The organism is Pseudomonas fjordensis (assembly GCF_976987115.1).
Genome location: NZ_OZ336860.1, coordinates 1,585,658 through 1,607,760, shown reverse-complemented (window position 1 = coordinate 1,607,760; position 22,103 = coordinate 1,585,658). Strand labels below are relative to the sequence as shown.

Annotated in this window: 19 protein-coding genes; 1 reads left to right on the top strand and 18 read right to left on the bottom strand. The window is 59.1% G+C overall.

The genetic code is table 11. The features are described 5' to 3' along the window. Nucleotides 1-95: 95 nt before the first annotated feature. From tilS to rpsB, 18 genes are all read right to left on the bottom strand, one after another. A complete protein-coding gene (gene tilS, locus ACWHXD_RS07330) occupies nt 96-1,415 on the bottom strand; it encodes a tRNA lysidine(34) synthetase TilS (RefSeq protein ID WP_138761444.1) in 1,320 nt (439 codons plus the stop codon). Nucleotides 1,416-1,576: 161 nt separating this feature from the next. Further along, nucleotides 1,577-2,524, bottom strand: a complete 948-nt coding sequence (locus ACWHXD_RS07325; protein WP_003189182.1) for an acetyl-CoA carboxylase carboxyltransferase subunit alpha — start codon at nt 2,522-2,524, stop codon at nt 1,577-1,579. 129 nt (nt 2,525-2,653) lie between these two features. Beyond that, nucleotides 2,654-6,175, bottom strand: coding sequence for a DNA polymerase III subunit alpha (gene dnaE, locus ACWHXD_RS07320; protein WP_032893179.1), 3,522 nt, complete (start codon nt 6,173-6,175; stop codon nt 2,654-2,656). A gap of 76 nt (nt 6,176-6,251) precedes the next feature. After that, nucleotides 6,252-6,878: a ribonuclease HII gene (rnhB, locus tag ACWHXD_RS07315; protein WP_161793220.1), complete on the bottom strand. Its 627-nt coding sequence runs from the start codon at nt 6,876-6,878 to the stop codon at nt 6,252-6,254. Between the two features lie 2 nt (nt 6,879-6,880). Then, on the bottom strand, nt 6,881-8,020 hold the full coding sequence (lpxB, locus tag ACWHXD_RS07310; protein WP_138761443.1) for a lipid-A-disaccharide synthase: 1,140 nt from the start codon (nt 8,018-8,020) through the stop codon (nt 6,881-6,883). A 2-nt stretch (nt 8,021-8,022) separates the two neighbouring features. Then, on the bottom strand, nt 8,023-8,799 hold the full coding sequence (lpxA, locus tag ACWHXD_RS07305; RefSeq protein WP_032893181.1) for an acyl-ACP--UDP-N-acetylglucosamine O-acyltransferase: 777 nt from the start codon (nt 8,797-8,799) through the stop codon (nt 8,023-8,025). Continuing rightward, the gene (gene fabZ / locus ACWHXD_RS07300; protein ID WP_003172281.1) at nt 8,796-9,236 is read right to left on the bottom strand and encodes a 3-hydroxyacyl-ACP dehydratase FabZ; all 441 of its coding nucleotides are present in this window, start codon (nt 9,234-9,236) and stop codon (nt 8,796-8,798) included. The genes lpxA and fabZ overlap by 4 nt, the downstream gene beginning before the upstream one ends. Nucleotides 9,237-9,347: 111 nt before the next feature. After that, on the bottom strand, nt 9,348-10,403 hold the full coding sequence (lpxD, locus tag ACWHXD_RS07295) for a UDP-3-O-(3-hydroxymyristoyl)glucosamine N-acyltransferase (protein ID WP_138761442.1): 1,056 nt from the start codon (nt 10,401-10,403) through the stop codon (nt 9,348-9,350). A 3-nt stretch (nt 10,404-10,406) separates the two neighbouring features. Beyond that, nucleotides 10,407-10,910 (bottom strand): OmpH/Skp family outer membrane protein, encoded by a 504-nt coding sequence (locus ACWHXD_RS07290; RefSeq protein WP_003189173.1) that lies wholly within the window; start codon nt 10,908-10,910, stop codon nt 10,407-10,409. 45 nt (nt 10,911-10,955) lie between these two features. Beyond that, nucleotides 10,956-13,343: an outer membrane protein assembly factor BamA gene (gene bamA / locus ACWHXD_RS07285; RefSeq protein WP_499083752.1), complete on the bottom strand. Its 2,388-nt coding sequence runs from the start codon at nt 13,341-13,343 to the stop codon at nt 10,956-10,958. Between the two features lie 74 nt (nt 13,344-13,417). After that, nucleotides 13,418-14,770, bottom strand: coding sequence for a sigma E protease regulator RseP (rseP, locus tag ACWHXD_RS07280; protein ID WP_032893184.1), 1,353 nt, complete (start codon nt 14,768-14,770; stop codon nt 13,418-13,420). Between the two features lie 53 nt (nt 14,771-14,823). Next, nucleotides 14,824-16,014 (bottom strand): 1-deoxy-D-xylulose-5-phosphate reductoisomerase, encoded by a 1,191-nt coding sequence (gene ispC / locus ACWHXD_RS07275; RefSeq protein WP_032893185.1) that lies wholly within the window; start codon nt 16,012-16,014, stop codon nt 14,824-14,826. Next, nucleotides 16,011-16,817 (bottom strand): phosphatidate cytidylyltransferase, encoded by an 807-nt coding sequence (locus tag ACWHXD_RS07270; protein ID WP_032903249.1) that lies wholly within the window; start codon nt 16,815-16,817, stop codon nt 16,011-16,013. Before ACWHXD_RS07270 ends, ispC begins: the two co-directional genes overlap by 4 nt. Continuing rightward, nucleotides 16,818-17,573, bottom strand: a complete 756-nt coding sequence (uppS, locus tag ACWHXD_RS07265) for a polyprenyl diphosphate synthase (protein WP_003189167.1) — start codon at nt 17,571-17,573, stop codon at nt 16,818-16,820. It lies immediately after the preceding gene. Between the two features lie 17 nt (nt 17,574-17,590). After that, nucleotides 17,591-18,148, bottom strand: coding sequence for a ribosome recycling factor (gene frr / locus ACWHXD_RS07260; RefSeq protein ID WP_003189163.1), 558 nt, complete (start codon nt 18,146-18,148; stop codon nt 17,591-17,593). Continuing rightward, entirely contained in the window at nt 18,145-18,888 is a 744-nt protein-coding gene (gene pyrH, locus ACWHXD_RS07255; RefSeq protein WP_003172271.1) for a UMP kinase, read from the bottom strand. Before pyrH ends, frr begins: the two co-directional genes overlap by 4 nt. A gap of 211 nt (nt 18,889-19,099) precedes the next feature. Beyond that, complete coding sequence (gene tsf / locus ACWHXD_RS07250) at nt 19,100-19,963, bottom strand: translation elongation factor Ts (protein ID WP_003189160.1); 864 nt, start codon at nt 19,961-19,963, stop codon at nt 19,100-19,102. Nucleotides 19,964-20,154: 191 nt separating this feature from the next. Then, entirely contained in the window at nt 20,155-20,892 is a 738-nt protein-coding gene (gene rpsB, locus ACWHXD_RS07245) for a 30S ribosomal protein S2 (RefSeq protein WP_003189158.1), read from the bottom strand. A 388-nt stretch (nt 20,893-21,280) separates the two neighbouring features. Here rpsB and map point away from each other — a divergent pair, with 388 nt between their 5' ends. Beyond that, nucleotides 21,281-22,063, top strand: a complete 783-nt coding sequence (map, locus tag ACWHXD_RS07240) for a type I methionyl aminopeptidase (RefSeq protein ID WP_003189156.1) — start codon at nt 21,281-21,283, stop codon at nt 22,061-22,063. Nucleotides 22,064-22,103: the final 40 nt, after the last annotated feature.

Genomic DNA, 22,103 nt, shown 5'->3' with positions numbered 1-22,103 from the left:
AGCAAAGACTGCTTGGTAATCGGCAACGACTGCGATTCAGGCGAATCCACAGAAGTTGTATCAAGAAGGGAGCGTAGTCTACCGGAAAGGCGCTATCAGCTCAAACCTTGATCGCAGGTCTGTGGCAACCAATCCAATTGCACCTCACCCATCGACCGGGCCCATGCCCCCGCAACGCTTGGCACAGCCAGCAATTGCTCGCCCCGATAGACCAGCGGCAATCTGCCACGGACGAAGCCCGGTATGCCGCTTTCATTCAGCAGACGCTTGAGATCACGCCGGCCTCGGCCCGGTACGTCGATGATTTCGCCACCTTGGCGATAACGAACCTGCAGCGGGCCTTCGGGAGTCTTGCCGATAAACTTCAGTTGGCCATTGCCCGTTAACTCTAGTGGATTTTGCGCATCGGGCCAGCTCACCGATGCGTCGGAAAACTCCGACCATGCTGAGGGCAACCACCAGATGCGTTCACCGCTACGCTGCATTTGACCGTCGGCCAGACGCCACAGAGGCTGTGCGTCCCCCTTGGCATCGCGCAGGGCATGCCAACCAGCCCAGTGGTCGCTGTCGGGTAAACGGGTCAGTGGCATCAGCCAATGCCGCAGGGCGTTACGCTGGCGGGCATCGGATAGTTCACGCAATGGTTCAAGCGCCAGAGACGGCAGAGGCAACCAGGGAAACGCAGAAGGCTGATCGGCGCGCTGCAGGTCCATCAGCGCCAATTCGTCGAGCAGCCCTTGAGCCTCAGACATATGTTCAGCCGTGCGAGCCAGGCTGGAGATCGCCTGGGGCCAGCGTTCCGTCAGGGTTGGGAATACGCGGTGACGCAGGTAATTGCGGGAAAACCGGGGATCAGCATTGGAGGGATCTTCGATCCACGGCAACTGATGCTGATGGGCGTAGGCTTCCAGTTCGCTACGGGAGAACGCCAGCAACGGCCGTACCACGTGGCCCTGCGCTAAGGGGCGATGCTCAGGCATAGCTGCCAACCCTCGCACGCCGGCACCACGCAGCAGGCGAAACAGCAGGGTTTCAGCCTGATCGTCGCGGTGTTGGCCGGTGAGCATCACCTCCCCCACATTGGTCACCTCGGCAAACGCCGTATAGCGTGCATCACGGGCAGCCCGTTCAAGACTGGCGCCAGGCTGCACCTGCACGCGCATGGCCCGCAGGGGCACGCCCAGACTGTCGCAGACCGCTTGGCAATGAGCAGGCCATACCTCTGCGACAGCCTGCAGGCCATGGTGAATATGGACCGCGCTGAGGGGAGGTAATGTTTCGGACTTTGCCAGAGTGACCAGAAGATGCAGCAGCACAGTGGAATCGAGGCCACCCGAGAACGCGACGTGCCAGGCCGGGGCGTTACGCCAGGGGATGAGGGTTTGCAGGAGTTTGGCGGATAAGCTGGGCGTCATGACAAAGTACCGCCATTCATCTGGAATGAAATAAACCAGCTTACACAAAACAAATGTGGGAGCGGGCTTGCTCGCGAATACGGATTGTCAGCCACTGTATATGTGTCTGATACACCGCTTTCGCGAGCAAGCCCGCTCCCACATTTGGGTACCGCGTCGGCTTAGAGGCCGTAGCTCATCAGGCGCTCGTAACGACGAGCCAGCAGCGCTTCGTTATCCAGCTTCTTGAGCATCGCCAGTTGCGAACCCAACTCGGCACGGATGGTCGCAGCAGCGGCAGCCGGGTCACGGTGGGCGCCGCCCAGTGGCTCGGCGATGACCTTGTCGACGATACCCAGGCCTTTGAGGCGATCGGCGGTGATGCCCATGGCTTCAGCAGCGTCCGGCGCCTTTTCGGCGGTCTTCCACAGGATCGAGGCGCAACCTTCCGGCGAGATCACCGCGTAGGTGGAATATTGCAACATGTTCAACTGGTCGCAGACACCAATGGCCAACGCACCGCCGGAACCACCCTCACCGATCACGGTGGCGATGATCGGGGTTTTCAGGCGCGCCATGACACGCAGGTTCCAGGCAATCGCTTCGCTCTGGTTGCGCTCTTCGGCGTCGATACCTGGGTAGGCACCCGGCGTGTCGATGAAGGTCAGGATCGGCATCTTGAAACGCTCGGCCATTTCCATCAGGCGGCACGCCTTACGGTAGCCTTCCGGACGCGGCATGCCGAAGTTGCGGCGTACTTTCTCGCGCACTTCACGGCCTTTCTGGTGACCGATCACCATCACCGGCTGGTCGTCCAGGCGAGCGATGCCGCCCACGATGGCCGCGTCGTCGGAGAAGTGACGGTCGCCGTGCAACTCGTCGAACTCGGTGAAGATGTGCTCGATGTAGTCCAGGGTGTAGGGACGGCGCGGGTGGCGAGCCAGGCGCGCGATCTGCCAGCTGGTCAGTTTGCCGAAGATGTCTTCGGTGAGCGTGCTGCTCTTGTCTTGCAGGCGAGCGATCTCATCGCCGATATTCAGCGAATTGTCATTGCCGACCAGGCGCAGCTCTTCGATCTTGGCTTGCAGGTCAGCGATCGGCTGTTCGAAATCAAGAAAATTCGGGTTCATAAGCGTCCGTCTTGGGTCGACGGCCAAGGGGTGCCTGGCCAGCCGGTTGTCTATTCGCGCCCTACCTTAAGGGAGAGGCGCGTTTAGGTCGAGATTAAATGTTTAGTCGAGATCAGACTCATCTGACCGTCAACGGTATTGGAGGAAGACGTTGTCTCGCCCGAACTGGTCACGCAAAGCTTGAATCAAGCCATCAGCGGGATCAATTCGCCACGTCTCGCCAAACTGCAACATGGCCTTGGCATCGCTGCCGGTGTACTCCATGGTCACCGGGCACGCGCCACGGTGGCGTTTGAGCAGGTCACCCAACCAGCGTAGCTGATCGCCTTTAAGCGCTTCGGTCTTGACCTTCAGGCGCAGGCTCTCGGCCAGGTTGGTGCGGGCATCTTCCATGCTCATCACCCGCTTGATGCGCAGGCGCAGGCCACCGGAGAAGTCATCATTGCTGACCTCCCCTTCCACCACCACCATGGCGTCGGTTTGCAGCAGCGACTGGGCGGAGTGGAACGCGTCGGCAAACAATGACGCTTCGATGCGGCCCGAACGGTCATCGAGGGTGATGAAGCCCATCTTGTCGCCCTTCTTATTTTTCATCACCCGCAGGGCGATGATCATGCCGGCGACGGTCTGGGTATCCCGCGCCGGTTTCAGGTCGATGATGCGCTGACGGGCGAAACGGCGGATTTCGCCTTCGTACTCGTCAATCGGGTGGCCGGTAAGATACAGGCCCAAGGTGTCTTTCTCACCTTTCAGGCGTTCCTTGAGCGTCAGTTCCTTGGCCTTGCGGTGGTTGGCGTAGACATCCGCATCTTCTTCGACGAACAGCCCGCCAAACAGGTCGGCGTGGCCGCTGTCATGGGTACGGGCAGTCTGTTCGGCAGCCTTGATCGCCTCTTCCATGGCGGTCAGCAGCACCGCACGGTTGCGGTCGATATTGGCCTGGTAAGCCTTCGGCTCATCATGGAAGTACGGGCCAAGACGGTCGAGTGCGCCGCTGCGGATCAGGCCATCGAGGGTACGCTTGTTGATGCGTTTGAGGTCCACCCGCGCGCAGAAATCGAACAGGTCTTTGAACGGCCCGTCCTGACGCGCCTCGGTAATGGCCTCCACCGGGCCTTCGCCCACGCCCTTGATCGCGCCGAGGCCATAGATGATGCGGCCTTCGTCGTTCACCGTGAACTTGAACTCCGAAGCGTTCACGTCCGGCGCGTCGAGGCGCAGCTTCATGGTGCGCACTTCCTCGATCAAGGTCACGACCTTGTCGGTGTTGTGCATATCCGCCGAGAGTACCGCCGCCATGAACGGCGCCGGGTAATGGGCTTTCAGCCAGGCGGTCTGGTACGACACCAGGCCGTAGGCGGCGGAGTGGGATTTGTTGAAGCCATAACCGGCGAATTTTTCTACCAGGTCGAAGATGTTACCGGCCAGGTCGGCATCGATGTTATTAGTCGCGCAGCCTTCAATGAAACCGCCGCGCTGCTTGGCCATTTCCTCGGGTTTTTTCTTACCCATGGCGCGACGCAGCATGTCCGCACCGCCGAGGGTGTAGCCGGCCATCACCTGGGCGATCTGCATCACCTGTTCCTGGTACAGGATGATGCCGTAGGTCGGCGCCAGTACCGGCTTGAGGCCCTCGTACTGGTAGTCGGAGTGCGGGTAAGCCAGCTCGGCGCGCCCGTGTTTACGGTTGATGAAGTCATCCACCATGCCCGATTGCAGCGGGCCCGGACGGAACAGGGCCACCAGTGCGATCAAGTCTTCCAGGCAGTCGGGCTTGAGCTTTTTGATCAGCTCTTTCATGCCGCGGGATTCAAGCTGGAATACCGCGGTGGTTTCGGCTTTTTGCAGCAGGCTGTAGGTCGGTTTGTCGTCCAGCGGGATAAACGCGATATCCAGCGGTTCTTCGCCGACCTTGGCACGGTCGCGGTTGATGGTCTTGAGCGCCCAGTCGATGATCGTCAGGGTCCGCAGGCCGAGGAAGTCGAACTTCACCAGGCCGGCCGCCTCCACGTCGTCCTTGTCGAACTGGGTGACCAGGCCGTCGCCTTCTTCATCACAATAGATCGGCGAAAAGTCGGTGAGCTTGGTCGGCGCGATAACCACACCGCCGGCGTGTTTACCGACGTTACGCACCACACCTTCGAGCTTGCGCGCCATGTCCCAGATTTCGGCGGCTTCTTCATCGACCTTGATAAAGTCGCGCAGGATTTCTTCCTGCTCGTAGGCTTTTTCCAGGGTCATGCCGACTTCGAACGGGATCATCTTCGACAGGCGGTCCGCCAAACCGTAGGACTTGCCCTGCACCCGCGCCACGTCGCGAATTACCGCTTTGGCGGCCATGGAACCGAAGGTGATGATCTGACTTACCGCGTTGCGGCCATATTTTTCGGCCACGTATTCAATCACGCGGTCACGGCCATCCATGCAGAAGTCGACGTCGAAGTCGGGCATGGAAACCCGTTCCGGGTTCAGGAACCGTTCGAACAGCAGGTCATATTCCAGCGGGTCAAGGTCGGTGATCTTCTGTACATAGGCCACCAGCGAGCCAGCACCTGACCCCCGGCCCGGACCTACCGGTACGCCGTTGTTTTTGGCCCACTGGATAAAGTCCATTACGATCAGGAAGTAACCGGGGAATCCCATCTGGATGATGATATCCAGCTCGAAATTCAACCGATCGACATACACCTGGCGCTTGGCTTCGTAGTCCTCAGTGGTGTCCTTGGGCAGCAGGACGCTGAGGCGTTCTTCCAGGCCATCGAACGACACTTTGCGAAAATATTCGTCGATGGTCATGCCATCGGGAATCGGGAAGTTGGGCAGGAAGTGCTTGCCCAGCTTTACTTCAATGTTGCAGCGCTTGGCGATCTCGACGGAGTTCTCAAGGGCCTCGGGCAAATCGCTGAACAGCTCCGCCATTTCGTCGGCGCTTTTGAGGTACTGCTCTTCGCTGTAGTTCTTCGAACGGCGCGGGTCATCCAGGGCCCGGCCTTCGCCGATGCACACGCGGGTTTCGTGGGCTTCGAAGTCTTCTTTCTTGATAAAGCGCACATCGTTGGTCGCCACCAGCGGCGCACCCAGCTTGTCGGCCAGGGCAACAGCAGCGTGCAAATGCTCTTCATCGTTGGGGCGATTGGTGCGCTGCACTTCCAGGTAGAAACGGCCCGGGAATACCTGCATCCACTCGCGCGCCAGCACCTCGGCTTCCTGGGGATTGCCGCCCAGCAGCGCGATACCGATTTCACCCTCTTTGGCCGCCGAGAGCATGATCAGGCCCTCGCTGGCTTCGGCCACCCACTCGCGCTCGATGATAATCGAGCCGTTGCGCTGGCCGTCGATAAAGCCACGGGAAATCAGTTCGGTAAGGTTGCGATAACCGACGCCGTTCATCGCCAGCAGGCTGATGCGGCTCAGGGGGTTATCCGGGTCTTTGTTGGACAGCCACAGGTCGGCACCGCAGATCGGCTTGATGCCGGCGCCCATGGCGTTCTTGTAGAACTTGACCAGGGAACACATGTTGTTCTGGTCGGTAACCGCGACCGCAGGCATGTTCATGCCCACCAGGGTTTTGACCAGCGGTTTGATCCGTACCAGGCCGTCGACCAGGGAGTACTCAGTGTGCAGGCGTAGATGAACGAATGAAGCCGGCATAGTGATCCTGTCTTGATACATGAAAACAACAAGGCCCGGATTGTACCGGGCCTGGGTAAAAACATCAGCCTTGCTGCTAAACCTCGATCAGACTTTCACGGGCCTCATAAGCCTGGCGTACCGGGGCAAACGAGCGGCGATGGATCGGAGTGGGGCCAAGCCGAGCCAGGGCTTCCAGATGAACGGGCGTCGGGTAGCCTTTATGCCCGCCAATCCCGTAGCCGGGGTAGATCAATTCGAACGCGGCCATTTCACGGTCGCGGCTGACCTTGGCCAGGATCGAGGCGGCGGCAATGGCGGGAACCTTGCTATCGCCCTTGACCACCGCTTCGGACGGCATCGTCAGCTTGGGGCAGCGGTTGCCGTCGATCATCGCCATTTTCGGGGTGATGTGCAGCCCTTCCACAGCGCGCTGCATCGCCAGCATGGTGGCGTGCAGGATATTCAGCTCGTCGATCTCTTCGACTTCAGCCCGGGCGATATGCCAGCTCAGGGCTTTTTCACAGATCTCGTCATAGAGCTTTTCGCGACGGGCTTCGGTGAGCTTCTTCGAATCGTTGAGCCCCAGGATCGGGCGGTTCGGATCAAGGATCACCGCCGCCGTGACCACCGCGCCACACAGCGGGCCGCGCCCGACTTCGTCAACACCCGCCACCAGTTCGTGGGCTTGGGCAACGAGGCTGAAATCCAGGCCCATTTGCATGGTCATAAGGCTTCCTGTTTATGGCCGATCAAGGTCAGCACGGCGTCGGCCGCCTGGTTCGAGGCATCACGGCGCAACGTGCGGTGGATGTCGTCGAAACCACGGGTCTGCTCTTCGCCGCCATCGATCAAGGGTAGTAGGGTTTTTGCAAGCGCTTCGGGCGTTGCATCGTCCTGCAACAACTCCGGCACCAGCAGGCGCTGGGCCAGCAGGTTGGGCAAGGAAATGTAAGGGCTCTTGACCATGCGCTTAAGGATCCAGAAGGTCAGTGGCGCCAGGCGATAGGCCACGACCATCGGCCGCTTGTACAGCAGGGCCTCAAGCGTGGCAGTGCCCGAGGCGATCAACACCGCATCGCAGGCTGCCAAGGCCAGGTGGGACTGGCCATCGAGCAGGGTCAACGGCAGATTGCGACCTTCCAGCAGGGTTTCGATCTGTACACGGCGTTGCGGGCTGGCGCAGGGCAGTACAAAGCGGATTCCCGGCTTTTGCGCCTGAAGACGTTCGGCGGCATCAAAAAACAACGCGCCCAAGCGCCCCACCTCGCCGCCACGGCTCCCCGGCATCAACGCCACCAAGGGGCCATCGGGCAAGCCCAGCTCGGCACGCGCGGCAGCACGGTCAGCCTGCAAGGGAATGGCGTCAGCCAAGGTGTGGCCGACAAACCGCACCGGAACGCCCTTCTCTTCGTAGAACTGGGCTTCGAATGGCAGCAACGTCAACATCAGGTCGCAGCCTTCGCGGATTTTCAACACGCGCTTCTGGCGCCACGCCCATACGGATGGGCTGACGTAGTGCACGGTCTTGATCCCGGCCTGACGCAACTTGAGTTCGATATTGAGCGTGAAATCCGGGGCATCGATGCCGATAAAGACGTCAGGCTTTTCTTCGATCAGCGTCTTGATCAGCAGCTTGCGGCGAGCCAGCAACTCACGCAGGCGCCCCAAGACTTCCACCAGCCCCATGACCGACAGCCGCTCCATGGGGAAGTAGGAGCTCAGGCCCTCCGCCTGCATCAACGGGCCACCGACCCCGATAAATTCCACCGCCGGATGCTGGGCCTTGAGCGCCCGCATCAAGCCAGCACCCAGGATATCGCCGGAAGCTTCACCGGCCACGAGCGCAATACGCAAAGTGGCCATGATCAGCGGGTGATGCCGCGAGTCGAGGTCTGGATAGAGTCACGGAACACCGCGACTTCCGGGAACTGCGTGGCAGGTTCGGCCAACTCGGCCAGGGCCTGTTCCACGGTCAACCCTTGGCGGTACACCGTCTTGTAGGCACGGCGCAGGGCGTGGATGGCCTCTTCGCTGAAACCGCGACGACGCATGCCTTCAAAATTCATGCTACGGGCTTCGGCAGGGTTGCCAAATACCGTCACGAACGCCGGGACATCCTTGCCGATGGCGGTGCCCATGCCGGAAAAGCTGTGGGCGCCGATATGGCAGTACTGATGCACCAGGGTAAAACCGGAGAGGATCGCCCAGTCATCAACGTGCACATGGCCTGCCAAGGCTGTGTTGTTGACCAGGATGCAATGGTTGCCGATCACGCTGTCATGGCCGATATGCGCATAGGCCATCACCAGGTTGTGATCACCCAAGGTGGTTTCGGCTCGATCCTGCACGGTGCCACGGTGAATGGTGACGCCTTCACGAATGATGTTGTGATCACCGATGACCAGGCGTGTTTCTTCACCCTTGTACTTCATGTCCGGGGTGTCTTCGCCTACCGAGGAGAACTGGTAGATACGATTGTGTTTGCCAATACGGGTCGGACCTTTAAGGATCACGTGTGGCCCGATGACAGTCCCCTCGCCGATTTCCACACCTGCGCCGACGATCGACCAAGGGCCGACCTCAACGTCGGCGGCCAGTACGGCCGACGGATCGATGATTGCGCGAGGGTCAATCAAACTCATAGTTTGCGTTCCGCACAGATGATCTCGGCAGAGCACACCGGCTTGCCATCTACCGAGGCCTGGCATTCGAACTTCCAGATCTGGCGCTTGCAACTGATGAACTTGGCTTCCAGGATCAACTGGTCACCCGGGGTGACCGGGTTGCGAAAACGCAGCTTGTCCGAACCCACGAAATAGTAAAGCGTGCCGTCGGCAGGCTTGAGGTCGAGCATTTTGAAACCAAGGATACCGGCAGCCTGGGCCATGGCTTCGATGATCAACACACCTGGCATGATTGGATGCGCAGGAAAGTGACCGTTGAAGAATGGTTCGTTGATGCTGACATTCTTGTAGGCACGAATGCGCTTTTCCTCGACGTTGAGGTCCACTACGCGATCCACCAGCAGGAACGGGTAACGGTGAGGCAGGTATTCGCGAATCTCGTTGATGTCCATCATTTCGGGGGGAAGCCTGTAATAAAGATTGGGGGCGGGCGCACCAGGCGCACGCCCCGCTAGCAAATCAAGGAGGCCGTCTAGCGGCTGCGCACACTTGATATGGAAATGGTATCAGCCTTCTGATGAAGCATTGCCGCCAGGGGTCACGTCCCCGACGCGCTTTTCAAGCTGTTTAATACGTCGTGCCATGTCGTCGATCTTCCTCAAACGCGCGGCACTCTTGCGCCATTCGGCCGCAGGTTGCATCGCGGTACCGGACGAATAGGCCCCTGGCTCTGTGATCGAGTGGGTCACCATGGTCATGCCGGTGATGAAGACGTTGTCGCAAATATCGATATGGCCCACCAGCCCTACGCCACCGGCGAGCATGCAATGCTTGCCGATCTTGGTGCTGCCGGAAATACCCACGCAGGCGGCCATGGCGGTGTGATCGCCAATCTGCACGTTGTGGGCGATCTGGATCTGGTTATCGAGCTTTACACCGTTACCGATCACGGTATCGGCCAGGGCCCCGCGATCCACAGCGGTGTTTACGCCGATCTCCACATCATCGCCGATCAATACGCCACCGACCTGGGCGATCTTGTGCCAGACACCTTTGGAGTTGGCAAAGCCGAAGCCTTCACCGCCGATCACGGCGCCCGACTGGATGACCACTCGCTGACCGATACGCACATCGTGGTACAGGGTTACGCGAGGAGCCAGCCAACCATCAGCACCAATTACGCAGCGCGCGCCGATGAAACAGTGGGCACCCACGGTGACGCCTGCACCAATACGCGCCCCACTCTCGATCACGGCAAACGCGCCGATGCTGGCCGCCGGGTCAACCTGGGCATCCTCGGCGATCACGGCAGACGGGTGAATACCGCCGGCCGCTTTCGGCTTGGGATCGAACAGGTGCGACGCCTTGGCGTACGACAGGTACGGGTCGTCCACCACCAGCGCATCTCCCATAAACCCTTCGGCGTCAGCGGCCTTCAGCAACACGGCTGCGGCCTGGCAGTCGACCAGGTATTTACGGTATTGAGGATTTGCGAGGAAGCTCAACTGAGCTGGGCCAGCCTCCTGCAAGGTGGCTAGCCCAGTGATTTCTTTCTCCTTGGAGCCACGCAAGGTGGCTCCCAGGAACTCGGCCAACTCGCCGAGTTTGATAGTCGCTGTCATGGTTTACTTCAGCTGGTTCATGCGCTCGATCACCTGGCGGGTGATGTCGTATTGAGGCTTGACGTCGATCACGGCGCCACGCTCGAACACCAGGTCAAAGGCACCTTTCTTGATGACTTCTTCCACAGCGCTGTCCAATTTAGGCTTGAGCTGCTTGAGCATTTCGCGGTCGGCCACAGCCTTGGCTTCGTTCAGCTCCTTGGATTGGAACTGATAGTCACGGGCCTTTTGCTTGAATTCAAGCTCCAGACGCTCGCGCTCGCCTTGCTGCATCTTGTCGCCACCGGCTACCAGGCGGTCCTGGATGCCCTTGGCGCTGCTTTCCAGGGTCTTGAGCTTGGTCAGTTGCGGACCGAACTTCTTCTCGGCATCCACGGCGTATCGCTTGGCCGCATCGGATTCCAGCAGGGCCATCTGATAGTTCAGAACGGCGATTTTCATTTCGGCGAAGGCCGGGGTGGTGACCAGCACAGTGGCCAGCAAGACCAATTGAGTCAACTTACGCACGATGTACTCCTACAGAATCCGTTGTCGTTATCTTAGGTCAGACGCTTAGAACGTCTGGCCGAGGGAGAATTGGAAAATCTGGGTTTCAGCGTTATCCGGTTTCTTGATCGGCATGGCCAGAGCAAAGCTCAACGGGCCCAGCGCAGTCACCCAGGTCACACCCACGCCCACGGAGCTTGCCAGGTTGCTGAGGCTCACGTCGTTGCATTGGGTGTTGGACTTCACGCCACTTGGGTTGGTGATCTGATCGCACTTGGAGTCGAAAACGTTACCCACGTCCCAGAAGACCGAAGTACGCAGCGACCGCTGGTCTTTCACGAATGGCAGCGGGAACAGGACCTCTGCACCACCCTGAATCAGCACGTTACCACCGAATGGCAACGGGTCATTGTCCGAATCAGCAGTGGTGCCTCGGTTACCCGTCACGCCAAAACCACGGCTTGGGGTACCACGCGGGCCCAGGGTACTGTCCTTGAAGCCACGTACCGAGTTGAAGCCACCAGCATAGTAGTTTTCATAGAACGGCAAGCCATCGGTCGAACCATAACCGTCGCCATAGCCCAGCTCTGTGTGCAGGCGCAGGGTGTAGTTATCGCTCAACGGCTGGAACAACTGGCCGCGGTAGTCGAGTTTGAAGAACGACAGGTCGCTGCCCGGCGTGGTGACTTCCGCAGTCAGGCTCTGGGAGTGGCCACGGGTTGCCAGTACGCCTTTGTTCAGGGTCGACTCGGACCAGCCGGCAGACGCCTTGAAGTTCAGGAACTTGTCGCCTTCACGACGGGTGAAGTCAAAGATTTCGTCCACGGTGTACACACCGGTCTTGATCTCATCCTGCTGCGCGGTGAGGCCGAAGGTCAGGCGCGACGTCTCGCTGATCGGGTAACCCACGTTGACACCGGCACCCAGGCTGTCGATCGCATAGCTTGCAACGTCAACATCGAGGTCTTTGTAGTCGGTGGTGCGGTAGAAGGCGTTGTAGCCCAGGCTCACACCGTCTGCAGTCCAGTAGGGGTCGGTGTAGCCGAAGTTGTATCGGCTCTGGTATTCGCTGCGGGTCAGGCCGATGGACACACGGTTACCGGTACCCAGGAAGTTGTTCTGCGTGATGGAACCACCCAGGATCAAACCGGCGCTCTGAGCGAAACCGACGCTGGCGGTGATCGAACCCGAGGCTTGTTCTTCCACGGCGTAGTTCACGTCAACCTGGTCATCCACACCCGGTACGGCCGGAGTTTCGACGTTGACTTCCTTGAAGAAGCCCAGGCGTTCAAGACGGGTCTTGGACTGGTCGATCAGGTAGGTCGAAGCCCAGCCACCTTCCATCTGACGCATTTCACGACGCAGCACTTCGTCCGCAGACTTGGTGTTGCCACGGAAATTGATGCGGTTGACGTAGGCACGCTTGCCTGGATCGACGACGAAGGTGATGTCCACGGTGTGGTCTTCATCATTCGGGGTCGGCACGCCGTTGACGTTGGCGAAGGTATAGCCTTCGTTACCCAGGCGACGGGTGATCAGTTCAGAGGTGGTGGTCATCAGCTTGCGCGAGAACACTTGGTCCTTCTGCACCAGCAGCAGGGACTTGACCTGGTCTTCAGGCACTTTCAGGTCGCCGCTGAGCTTGACGTCACGAACCTTGTACTTCTCGCCTTCGTTGACGTTGACGGTGATGTAGACGTGCTTCTTGTCCGGGGTGATGGACACCTGGGTCGAAGCGATGTCCATGTTGATGTAGCCACGGTCCAGGTAGTAGGAGCGCAGACGTTCCAGGTCACCGGAGAGTTTTTCACGGGCGTACTTGTCATCGTTCTTGAAGAACGACAACCAGTTGGTGGTCTTGAGTTCGAACAGGTCAACCAGGTCTTCATCAGGGAACTTGGTGTTGCCCACGACGTTGATGTGCTGGATGGCGGCCACGGTGCCTTCGTTGATGTTGACCTTCAGGCCCACACGGTTACGAGGCTGGGGGATCACTTCGGTTTCCACCGTCGCGGAATAACGGCCCTGGGCAACGTACTGGCGTTGCAGCTCGTTACGCACACCCTCAAGGGTCGCGCGCTGGAAGATCTCGCCCTCGGCCAGGCCCGATTGCTTCAGGCCCTTCATCAGGTCTTCAGTGGAGATGGCCTTGTTACCTTCGATCGCGATACTCGCGACGGAAGGTCGCTCGACGACCGTGATGACCAGGACGTTGCCTTCGCGACCCAGTTGGATATCTTGAAAGAACCCGGTTTTGAACAGCGCACGAGTGGATTCCACCAGGCGACAATCATCCGCCTGTTCCCCGACGTTCAACGGCAAGGCACCAAAGACGCTACCTGCGGAAACCCGCTGGAGGCCGTTGACGCGAATATCGGAGATGGTGAAGGACTCGGCGTGAACTTCGGCGATCATCAATACGGTGAGAACCGCAGTTAGCAGCAGACGTTTCATGAAGTCCTTTCTTATTCCAACTGGCAATAAACAAACTGCCGCAAAATGCGGCAGATTCGCAATTCAGCGAAGCGTTACAGACGTCCCAGATCGTTGACCAAGGCTAACAACATCACCCCGACCACCAAACTGATACCGATCTGTATCCCCCAACCCTGCACCCGATCCGACAAGGGGCGACCACGCACCCACTCGACCAGATAAAACAGCAGATGCCCCCCATCCAATACTGGAATGGGCAGCAAATTCAGAACCCCAAGGCTAATACTCAGATAAGCCAGGAAATTCAGGAAATCCGCGACACCCGACTGGGCAGAAGCGCCCGCCACTTTAGCAATGGTTATCGGTCCACTCAAGTTTTTTACCGAGAGCTCACCGAACAACATTTTCTTGAGGGATTCGAGGGTCAGCACGCTCATGGTCCAGGTGCGTTTCGCACCCTCGCCAATCGCGGCCAAAGGCCCGTAGCTGACCTCTCGCACCATCGATGGCGGCCATTCGACACCCTTGACCCCGGCTCCCAGGTAACCCCCGGCTGCCTTGGCTTCGCTTCGCACCGACAAGGTCACAGGGACGTCGATTTGAGCACCGTCGCGCTCAACTTTCAGCACAATTTTGGTATCAGGGCGCACACGCACCAGGTCGACCACCTGCTGCCAGTCACCCAGCGCCTGGCCATCGAGGGCCAGCAAGCGATCGCCGGTTTTCAGGCCAGCAGCCTGGGCCGGGCCTTTCGGATCGAGCTCGGCCAGCACCGGCGGCAAGGCCGGACGCCAAGGGCGGATCCCCAGAGATTTGATCGGATCGGGCTCATCAGCGCCCTTGAGCCAATGGTCCAGAGCCAATGCCCGCGGGGTTTCTGCGCTGGAATCCTGGTCGCGCACCACCACATTGACGGTGCCGCTCTCGCCCAGGCGACGTACCAACTGCAAGTTGACCGCGCCCCAGCCCGTGGTGGGTTCGCCATCAATGGATACAATTTCCTGCCCAGCCGTCAGGCCAGCCTTGGCTGCAATGCTGTCCGCTTCAACCGCACCAATGACCGGACGCACCTGCTGGCTACCCAGCATGGCCAGAACCCAGAAGAACACCATCGCCAACAGAAAATTGGCAATCGGCCCCGCCGCAACAATCGCAATACGCTGACGAACGGTCTTGCGATTGAAAGATTGGTCCAACTGGTCTGCAGGCACTTCGCCTTCGCGCTCATCGAGCATCTTGACGTAGCCGCCCAATGGGATAGCCGCAATGACAAACTCAGTGCCGCGGCGGTCATGCCAGCGCAACAACGGCATGCCGAAACCGACGGAAAAGCGCAATACCTTGACGCCGCAACGACGCGCCACCCAGAAGTGGCCGAATTCGTGGAAGGTCACCAACACACCCAGAGCAACCAGGGTGCCGACAATCATGTAGAGCGCACTCATCTAATTTCTCCGCATTTCAATCCAATGCCTGAAGACTCAAACCTGCCCGCAGCCTAACCCGCGTTGCGATCCAACCATTGCCCGGCCAGGGCTCGGGCCTTGGTGTCGGCCTCGAACACCGCCTCCAGATCATTCACCGCCACCACTGGCTCAAGCGCCAGGACGTCCTCGATGATACTCGCGATCTGCGGAAAGCGGATGCGCCGTTCAAGAAACGCCGCCACGGCCACTTCATTGGCCGCGTTAAGCATCGCCGGGGCACTGTTGCCCGCCTCGGCCGCTTGCCGCGCCAGGCGCAAACACGGGAAACGCTGCTCGTCCGGGGCTTCGAAGTCCAGACGCGCAATTGCAAACAAGTCCAACGGTGCTACCCCGGAATCAATGCGCTCCGGCCACGCCAAGGCGTTGGCGATCGGTGTGCGCATGTCCGGGTTACCCAGCTGCGCCAACACCGAACCATCCACGTAATCGACCAGGGAATGGATCACACTTTGTGGGTGAATCACCACCTCAACCTGGTCCGGCCGCGCATCGAACAACCAGCAGGCCTCGATCAACTCCAGGCCCTTGTTCATCATGCTCGCCGAATCCACCGAGATTTTGCGCCCCATGGACCAGTTCGGGTGGGCGCACGCCTGATCGGGAGATACATGTTCCAGCTCGGCCGACGGAGTCTGGCGGAAGGGTCCGCCAGATGCCGTCAGCAGAATTCGGCGCACGCCGACCTGGCTCAAGCCGCGGGCAAAATCACCGGGCATGCACTGGAAGATTGCGTTGTGCTCGCTGTCCAGAGGCAGCAACACCGCGCCGCTCTTGCGCACCGCTTGCATAAAGAGAGCACCGGACATGACCAAGGCTTCTTTATTGGCCAGCAGGATTTTCTTGCCTGCATCGACCGCCGCCAAGGTCGGACGCAAACCCGCCGCACCGACAATCGCCGCCACCACGGTATCCACGTCCGCATCGGCCGAGACCTGGCATAACCCCGCCTCGCCTACCAACACCTGAGTGGCCAACCCGGCAGCCCGCAGATCATCCTGCAGACTGCGAGCCGCAGCCGCCTCTGGCACCACAGCAAAGCGCGGCGAGTGACGCACACACAAGGCCAGCAGCTCGCGCAAACGCGTGAAGCCGGTCAGGGCGAAAACCTGATAGCGATCGGGGTGACGCGCAATGACATCCAAGGTACTGAGCCCGACCGAGCCGGTCGCGCCCAGCACCGTAACCTGCTGCAGGCGGCTCACGAAGCGATCATCCACAACAGCACGGCAAAGATCGGTAGCGCAGCGGTAAGGCTGTCGATACGGTCAAGCACACCGCCATGACCTGGCAGCAGGTTACTGCTGTCCTTGATGCCAGCCTGGCGCTTGAACATGCTCTCGGTCAGGTCGCCCACCACCGAGATGAACACGACGATAGCCGTACCCAGCAAGGCCAGGAGCACTTCCTTTACCGACCAGTCGCGCACCACACCGACCACCAGCGTGATCAGCAGCGTCAAGGCCAGGCCGCCGTACACGCCTTCCCAGCTCTTGCCTGGGCTGACGGCCGGGGCCAGCTTGCGCTTGCCAAAGGCTCGACCCGAGAAGTAGGCGCCAATATCAGCACCCCACACCAATACCATCACCGCCAGGATCAATTCGTTGCCCAGCGGGTAACGCTTGATCTCCACCAGCCCTTGCCAGGCCGGCAACAGGATCGCCAGGCCAATCACCAGCTTGCAGGCCACGCTGGACCATTGGCCACTGGTGCGCGGATAGGTGAGCACCAGGAATGTCGCCAACGCCCACCACAACACTGCCGCACCCAGTACCCAAGGCGCGATATCCGGCAGGATGTACATGAAGAACAACAACAGCGCGACCACGGCGGCATAGGCCACGCGCGGCAACTGGTTGACGAAGCCCGCCAGGCGCGCCCATTCCCAGGCACCAAGAGTCACGACCAGGCCGATGAACAGCGCAAAGCCGGAACCGTCGAGCAGGAAAAAACCGCACAAGGCAATCGGCAGCAGGATCAGCGCCGTGATGATTCGTTGTTTAAGCATTTAAACCCGGGCTCCAGCTTCGATCTGCTCGCTCGTTTTACCGAAGCGACGCTGACGGGAAGCGAAATCGGCCAGCGCATTACGCATGGCATCGTGTTTGAAGTCCGGCCAGAACAGGTCGGAGAAATACAGCTCGGTGTAGGCCAGCTGCCACAGCAGGAAGTTGCTGATGCGATGCTCGCCACCGGTACGAATGCACAAGTCCGGCAACGGCAGGTCGCCGGTCACCAGGCAGGTTTGCAACAGTTCGGGCGTGATGTCGTCCGGGCGCAAATGGCCGGCCTGCACTTCGCGGGCCAGCCGCTGCGCAGCCTGGGCGATATCCCACTGGCCGCCGTAGTTGGCTGCGATCTGCAACACAAAACGGTTACTGCCGGCAGTGATGGCCTCAGCTTCGCGCATGGCCGTTTGCAGTTCCGGATGGAACCGCGAGCGATCACCAATGATGCGCAGACTGATGTTGTTGTCGTTGAGGCGCTTGGCCTCACGACGCAGAGCCTTGAAGAACAGGTCCATCAAGGCACTGACCTCATCGGCGGGCCGCTGCCAGTTCTCACTGGAGAACGCGAACAAGGTCAGCACTTCGACCTTGGCCTCGGCGCACACCTCAATCACCGCCCTTACCGCGTCAACACCCGCTTTATGCCCGGCAACACCCGGCATAAAGCGTTTTTTCGCCCAGCGATTATTCCCATCCATGATGATCGCGACATGGCGCGGCACCACGGAGGGCACAGTCTGCTTGGTCTTTTCCATGAAGGCGTCCTGACCCCTTATACGGCCATCAGGTCCTTTTCTTTTTCTTCGGTCGCCTTGGTGATCTGGGCTTCGGCGTCCTTGGTCAGCTTGTCGATATCAGCGACGGCACGGCGCTCTTCGTCTTCGCTGATTTCCTTGTCCTTGACCAGCTTCTTCAGGTCGCCCAACGCATCGCGGCGGATGTTACGCACGGCAACGCGCGCATCTTCAGCGGCACTGCGCGCCTGCTTGGTGAAGCCCTTGCGGGTTTCTTCGGTCAGCGCAGGCATGGAGATCAGCAGCAACTCGCCCAGGTTGGTCGGGTTGAGGTTCAGGCCAGCGCTCTGGATAGCTTTGTCGACGGCAGCGAGCATGTTGCGCTCGAAGGCAACAACTTGCAGGGTACGCGAGTCCTTCACGGTCACGTTGGCCACACCGCTCAGCGGGGTGTCAGAACCGTAGTAAGGCACCATCACGCTGCCCAGGATGCTTGGGTGGGCCTTGCCAGTACGGATCTGGCCAAAGGCGTGGCTCAAGGATTCCAGGGATTTTTGCATACGCGCCTGGGCGTCTTTCTTGATTTCGTTGATCATTGTTGGCCTTCCTCGATCAGAGTCCCTTCTGCGCCGCCGTGTACGATATTCAGCAGGGCGCCGGGCTTGTTCATGTTAAATACGCGCAGCGGCATCTTGTGGTCGCGGCACAGGCAGATAGCGGTCAGGTCCATGACACCCAGCTTGCGATCCAGTACTTCATCGTAGGTCAGATGATCGAACTTCTCGGCATGCGGGTCTTTGAATGGGTCTGCAGTGTATACGCCATCCACCTTGGTCGCCTTCAGCACCACGTCGGCATCGATTTCGATGGCACGCAGGCATGCGGCCGAGTCGGTGGTGAAGAACGGGTTACCGGTGCCGGCGGCAAAGATCACCACTTCCTTGGCGTTCAGGTGGCGCATGGCTTTGCGGCGATCATAGTGATCGGTCACGCCAACCATGGAAATAGCCGACATCACGATGGCCGAGATGTTGGCACGCTCCAGGGCGTCGCGCATGGCCAGGGCGTTCATCACAGTGGCCAGCATGCCCATGTGGTCGCCGGTAACCCGGTCCATACCGGCAGCACTCAGCGCCGCACCGCGGAACAGGTTGCCACCACCAATCACCAGGCCGACCTGCACGCCGATACCGACCAATTGGCCGACTTCCAGCGCCATGCGGTCAAGCACCTTGGGGTCGATCCCGAACTCTTCCGAGCCCATCAGGGCCTCGCCGCTGAGCTTGAGTAGAATGCGTTTATAGCGAGCCTGATAACCACTGCCCTGCTGAGCCATTGCGAATCTCTCCTGCGGCGTATTTTTTAAAAAATTCTTGGCGAGCCGTTTACGGCTTGCGTTCACTCTAGCTGGACGCTGTCACAGCGCCATCGGAACACGGCTTTGTAAGCCAGTTCCGAGAGGAAACCAAATAAAATTGGCCTTCCCATTTGAAAAGAGGCTGCGCGCGTGAGCGGGCAGCCTCTTTCGGCGACAGTTTGGAACTGTCTTATTGCTTGGCGGCAGCCAGCTGGGCAGCAACTTCTTCAGCGAAGTTGTCGACCGGCTTCTCGATGCCTTCGCCTACTTTGAAGTAAGTGAAGGAAACGATTTCAGCACCGGCTTTCTTGGCCAGTTCGCCAACCTTGATTTCAGGGTTCTTGACGAACGCCTGCTCAACCAGGCTTGCTTCAGCCAGGAACTTGCTGATGCGGCCCTTGATCATGTTTTCAACGATGTTCTCTGGCTTGCCGGCGATCTTGTCGGCATTGAGGCTCAGGAACACAGCTTTTTCACGTTCGATTGCGTCGGCAGACACTTCCGAAGGCAGCAGGAACTCAGGGTTGCTTGCAGCAACGTGCATTGCGATGTCTTTAGCCAGCTCAACGTCGCCGCCTTTGAGAACAACTGCAACACCGATCTTGTTGCCGTGCAGGTAGCCACCAACCACATCACCTTCAACGCGAACCAGGCGACGGATGTTGACGTTTTCGCCAACCTTGCCGACCAGTACCAGGCGATCAGCTTCTTGAGCTTCGATCAGCGGAGCGGCGTCAGTCATTTTCTCGGCGAACGCTTTTTCAACGCTGGCAGCAACGAATGCCTTGAAGTCGTCCTGCAGAGCCAGGAAGTCGGTCTGGGAGTTCACTTCCAGCAGAACGGCGGATTTGCCGTCTTCTTTCAGAGCGATAGCGCCTTCAGCAGCTACGTTGCCTGCTTTCTTGGCAGCCTTGATGGCGCCGGAAGCACGCATGTCATCAATGGCTTTTTCGATGTCGCCGCCGGCCTTGGTCAAGGCCTTTTTGCAATCCATCATGCCTTCGCCGGTACGCTCACGCAGTTCTTTAACCAACGCTGCAGTAATCTCTGCCATTTCAAAATCCTCTTGGATAGGTTTTCAACCATTCCACCCGATCAAACGGGCGATCAATTCTTCCCGAATCTCCGTTGTAGGCCGCTGCACGTTACAAATGATGTAGCTGCGCTGCCGACAAATGGTTTTCGAGGTGGCAAAAAGGGGGCCAAGCCCCCTTTTTGCTTACTGAGTCAACGCCAGGGCGTCAATTACTCAGCGGCAGCTACCGGAGCTTCTTCAACGAACTGCTCGGTACCACCAGCAACGTGGTTGCGACCACGGATTACAGCGTCAGCCATCGAACCCATGTACAGCTGGATAGCGCGGATTGCGTCATCGTTGCCTGGGATGATGTAGTCAACGCCTTCCGGGCTGCTGTTGGTATCGACTACGCCGATAACCGGGATGCCCAGCTTGTTGGCTTCGGTGATCGCGATGCGCTCGTGATCAACGTCGATAACGAACAGTGCGTCAGGCAGACCGCCCATGTCCTTGATACCACCCAGGGAACGATCGAGCTTTTCCAGGTCACGGGAGCGCATCAGCGCTTCTTTCTTGGTCAGCTTGGCGAAAGTACCGTCTTCGGCTTGTACTTCAAGGTCACGCAGACGCTTGATGGAAGCACGGATGGTTTTGAAGTTGGTCAGCATGCCGCCCAACCAGCGGTGGTCGACGTACGGCGAACCGCAACGTGCTGCTTCTTCAGCAACGATCTTGCCAGCGGAACGCTTGGTGCCGACGAACAGGATCTTGTTTTTGCCCTGGGCCAGACGCTCTACGAAAGTCAGCGCTTCGTTGAACATTGGCAGGGTTTTTTCAAGGTTGATAATGTGAATCTTGTTACGCGCGCCGAAAATGTACTTACCCATTTTCGGGTTCCAGTAACGGGTCTGGTGACCGAAGTGCACACCGGCCTTCAGCATATCGCGCATGTTGACTTGGGACATGATAGTTCCTTAATAAGTCGGGTTTGGCCTCCACGTATCCCAATGACCAACCAGCGGCATCAAGGCCTCCGGCACCCAGGTCATCGTGTCGACACGTGTGTGGATTTAAGCTTTGCGGGGTATCCCCGGAAAGCGGCGCATTTTATACCACAGCATCGGCAAAAACGAAACCCGCAATCACACTTGCCGGTCGTCGTCTTTGCGTAAGCCCTTGAATACAGCCAACATGCCTCTACCTCATAGAGAGAAGCGATCACCAGACGCGCATGATTTGCCAGCATCGTCTGTTAGAATCGCGTTTTTTGGGACTTGCGCGAATGCTGTACCCCTTTGTCGCGCTCCCCGTGAACCGTATTGATTTCAGCGCGTCGCGCTAGAGAGAGCCTGTATGACCGTTACCTTGAAAACCGCCGAAGACATCGCAGGCATGCGCGTTGCCGGCAAACTGGCTGCCGACGTGCTGGAAATGATCGCCGAACACGTCAAGCCCGGCGTCACCACCGAAGCGCTGGACCGCATTTGCCACGACTATATAGTCGACGTGCAAAAAGCCATCCCTGCCCCGCTGAATTACAAAGGCTTCCCCAAGTCGATCTGCACCTCGATCAACCACGTGGTCTGCCATGGCATTCCCGGTGACAAGCCACTGAAAGACGGCGACACCCTGAACATCGACGTCACGGTGATCAAGGATGGTTACCACGGCGACACCAGCCGCATGTTCCACGTCGGTAATGTGCCGGTATGGGCCGAGCGTCTGTCCCAGGTCACCCAGGAATGCATGTACAAGGCCATCGAGATCGTCAAGCCCGGCTGCCGCCTGGGTGACATCGGTGAAGTGATCCAGAAGCACGCGGAAAAGAACGGCTTCTCGGTGGTGCGCGAGTTCTGCGGCCACGGTATCGGCAAGGTGTTCCACGAAGAGCCGCAGATTCTGCATTACGGCCGCGCCGGCACCGGCATGGAACTCAAGGCCGGCATGACGTTCACCATCGAACCGATGATCAACCAAGGTAAGGCCGACACCAAGGTGCTGGGCGACGGCTGGACCGCCATCACCAAGGACCGCAAGCTCTCGGCCCAGTGGGAGCACACCCTGCTGGTCACCGACACCGGCTACGAGATCTTCACCCTGCGCGCTGACGACACCATCCCACGCGTTTCTGCCTGAAGGTCGCCCAGGTTTTCCCGCAACGTGTTGTGACTGACTG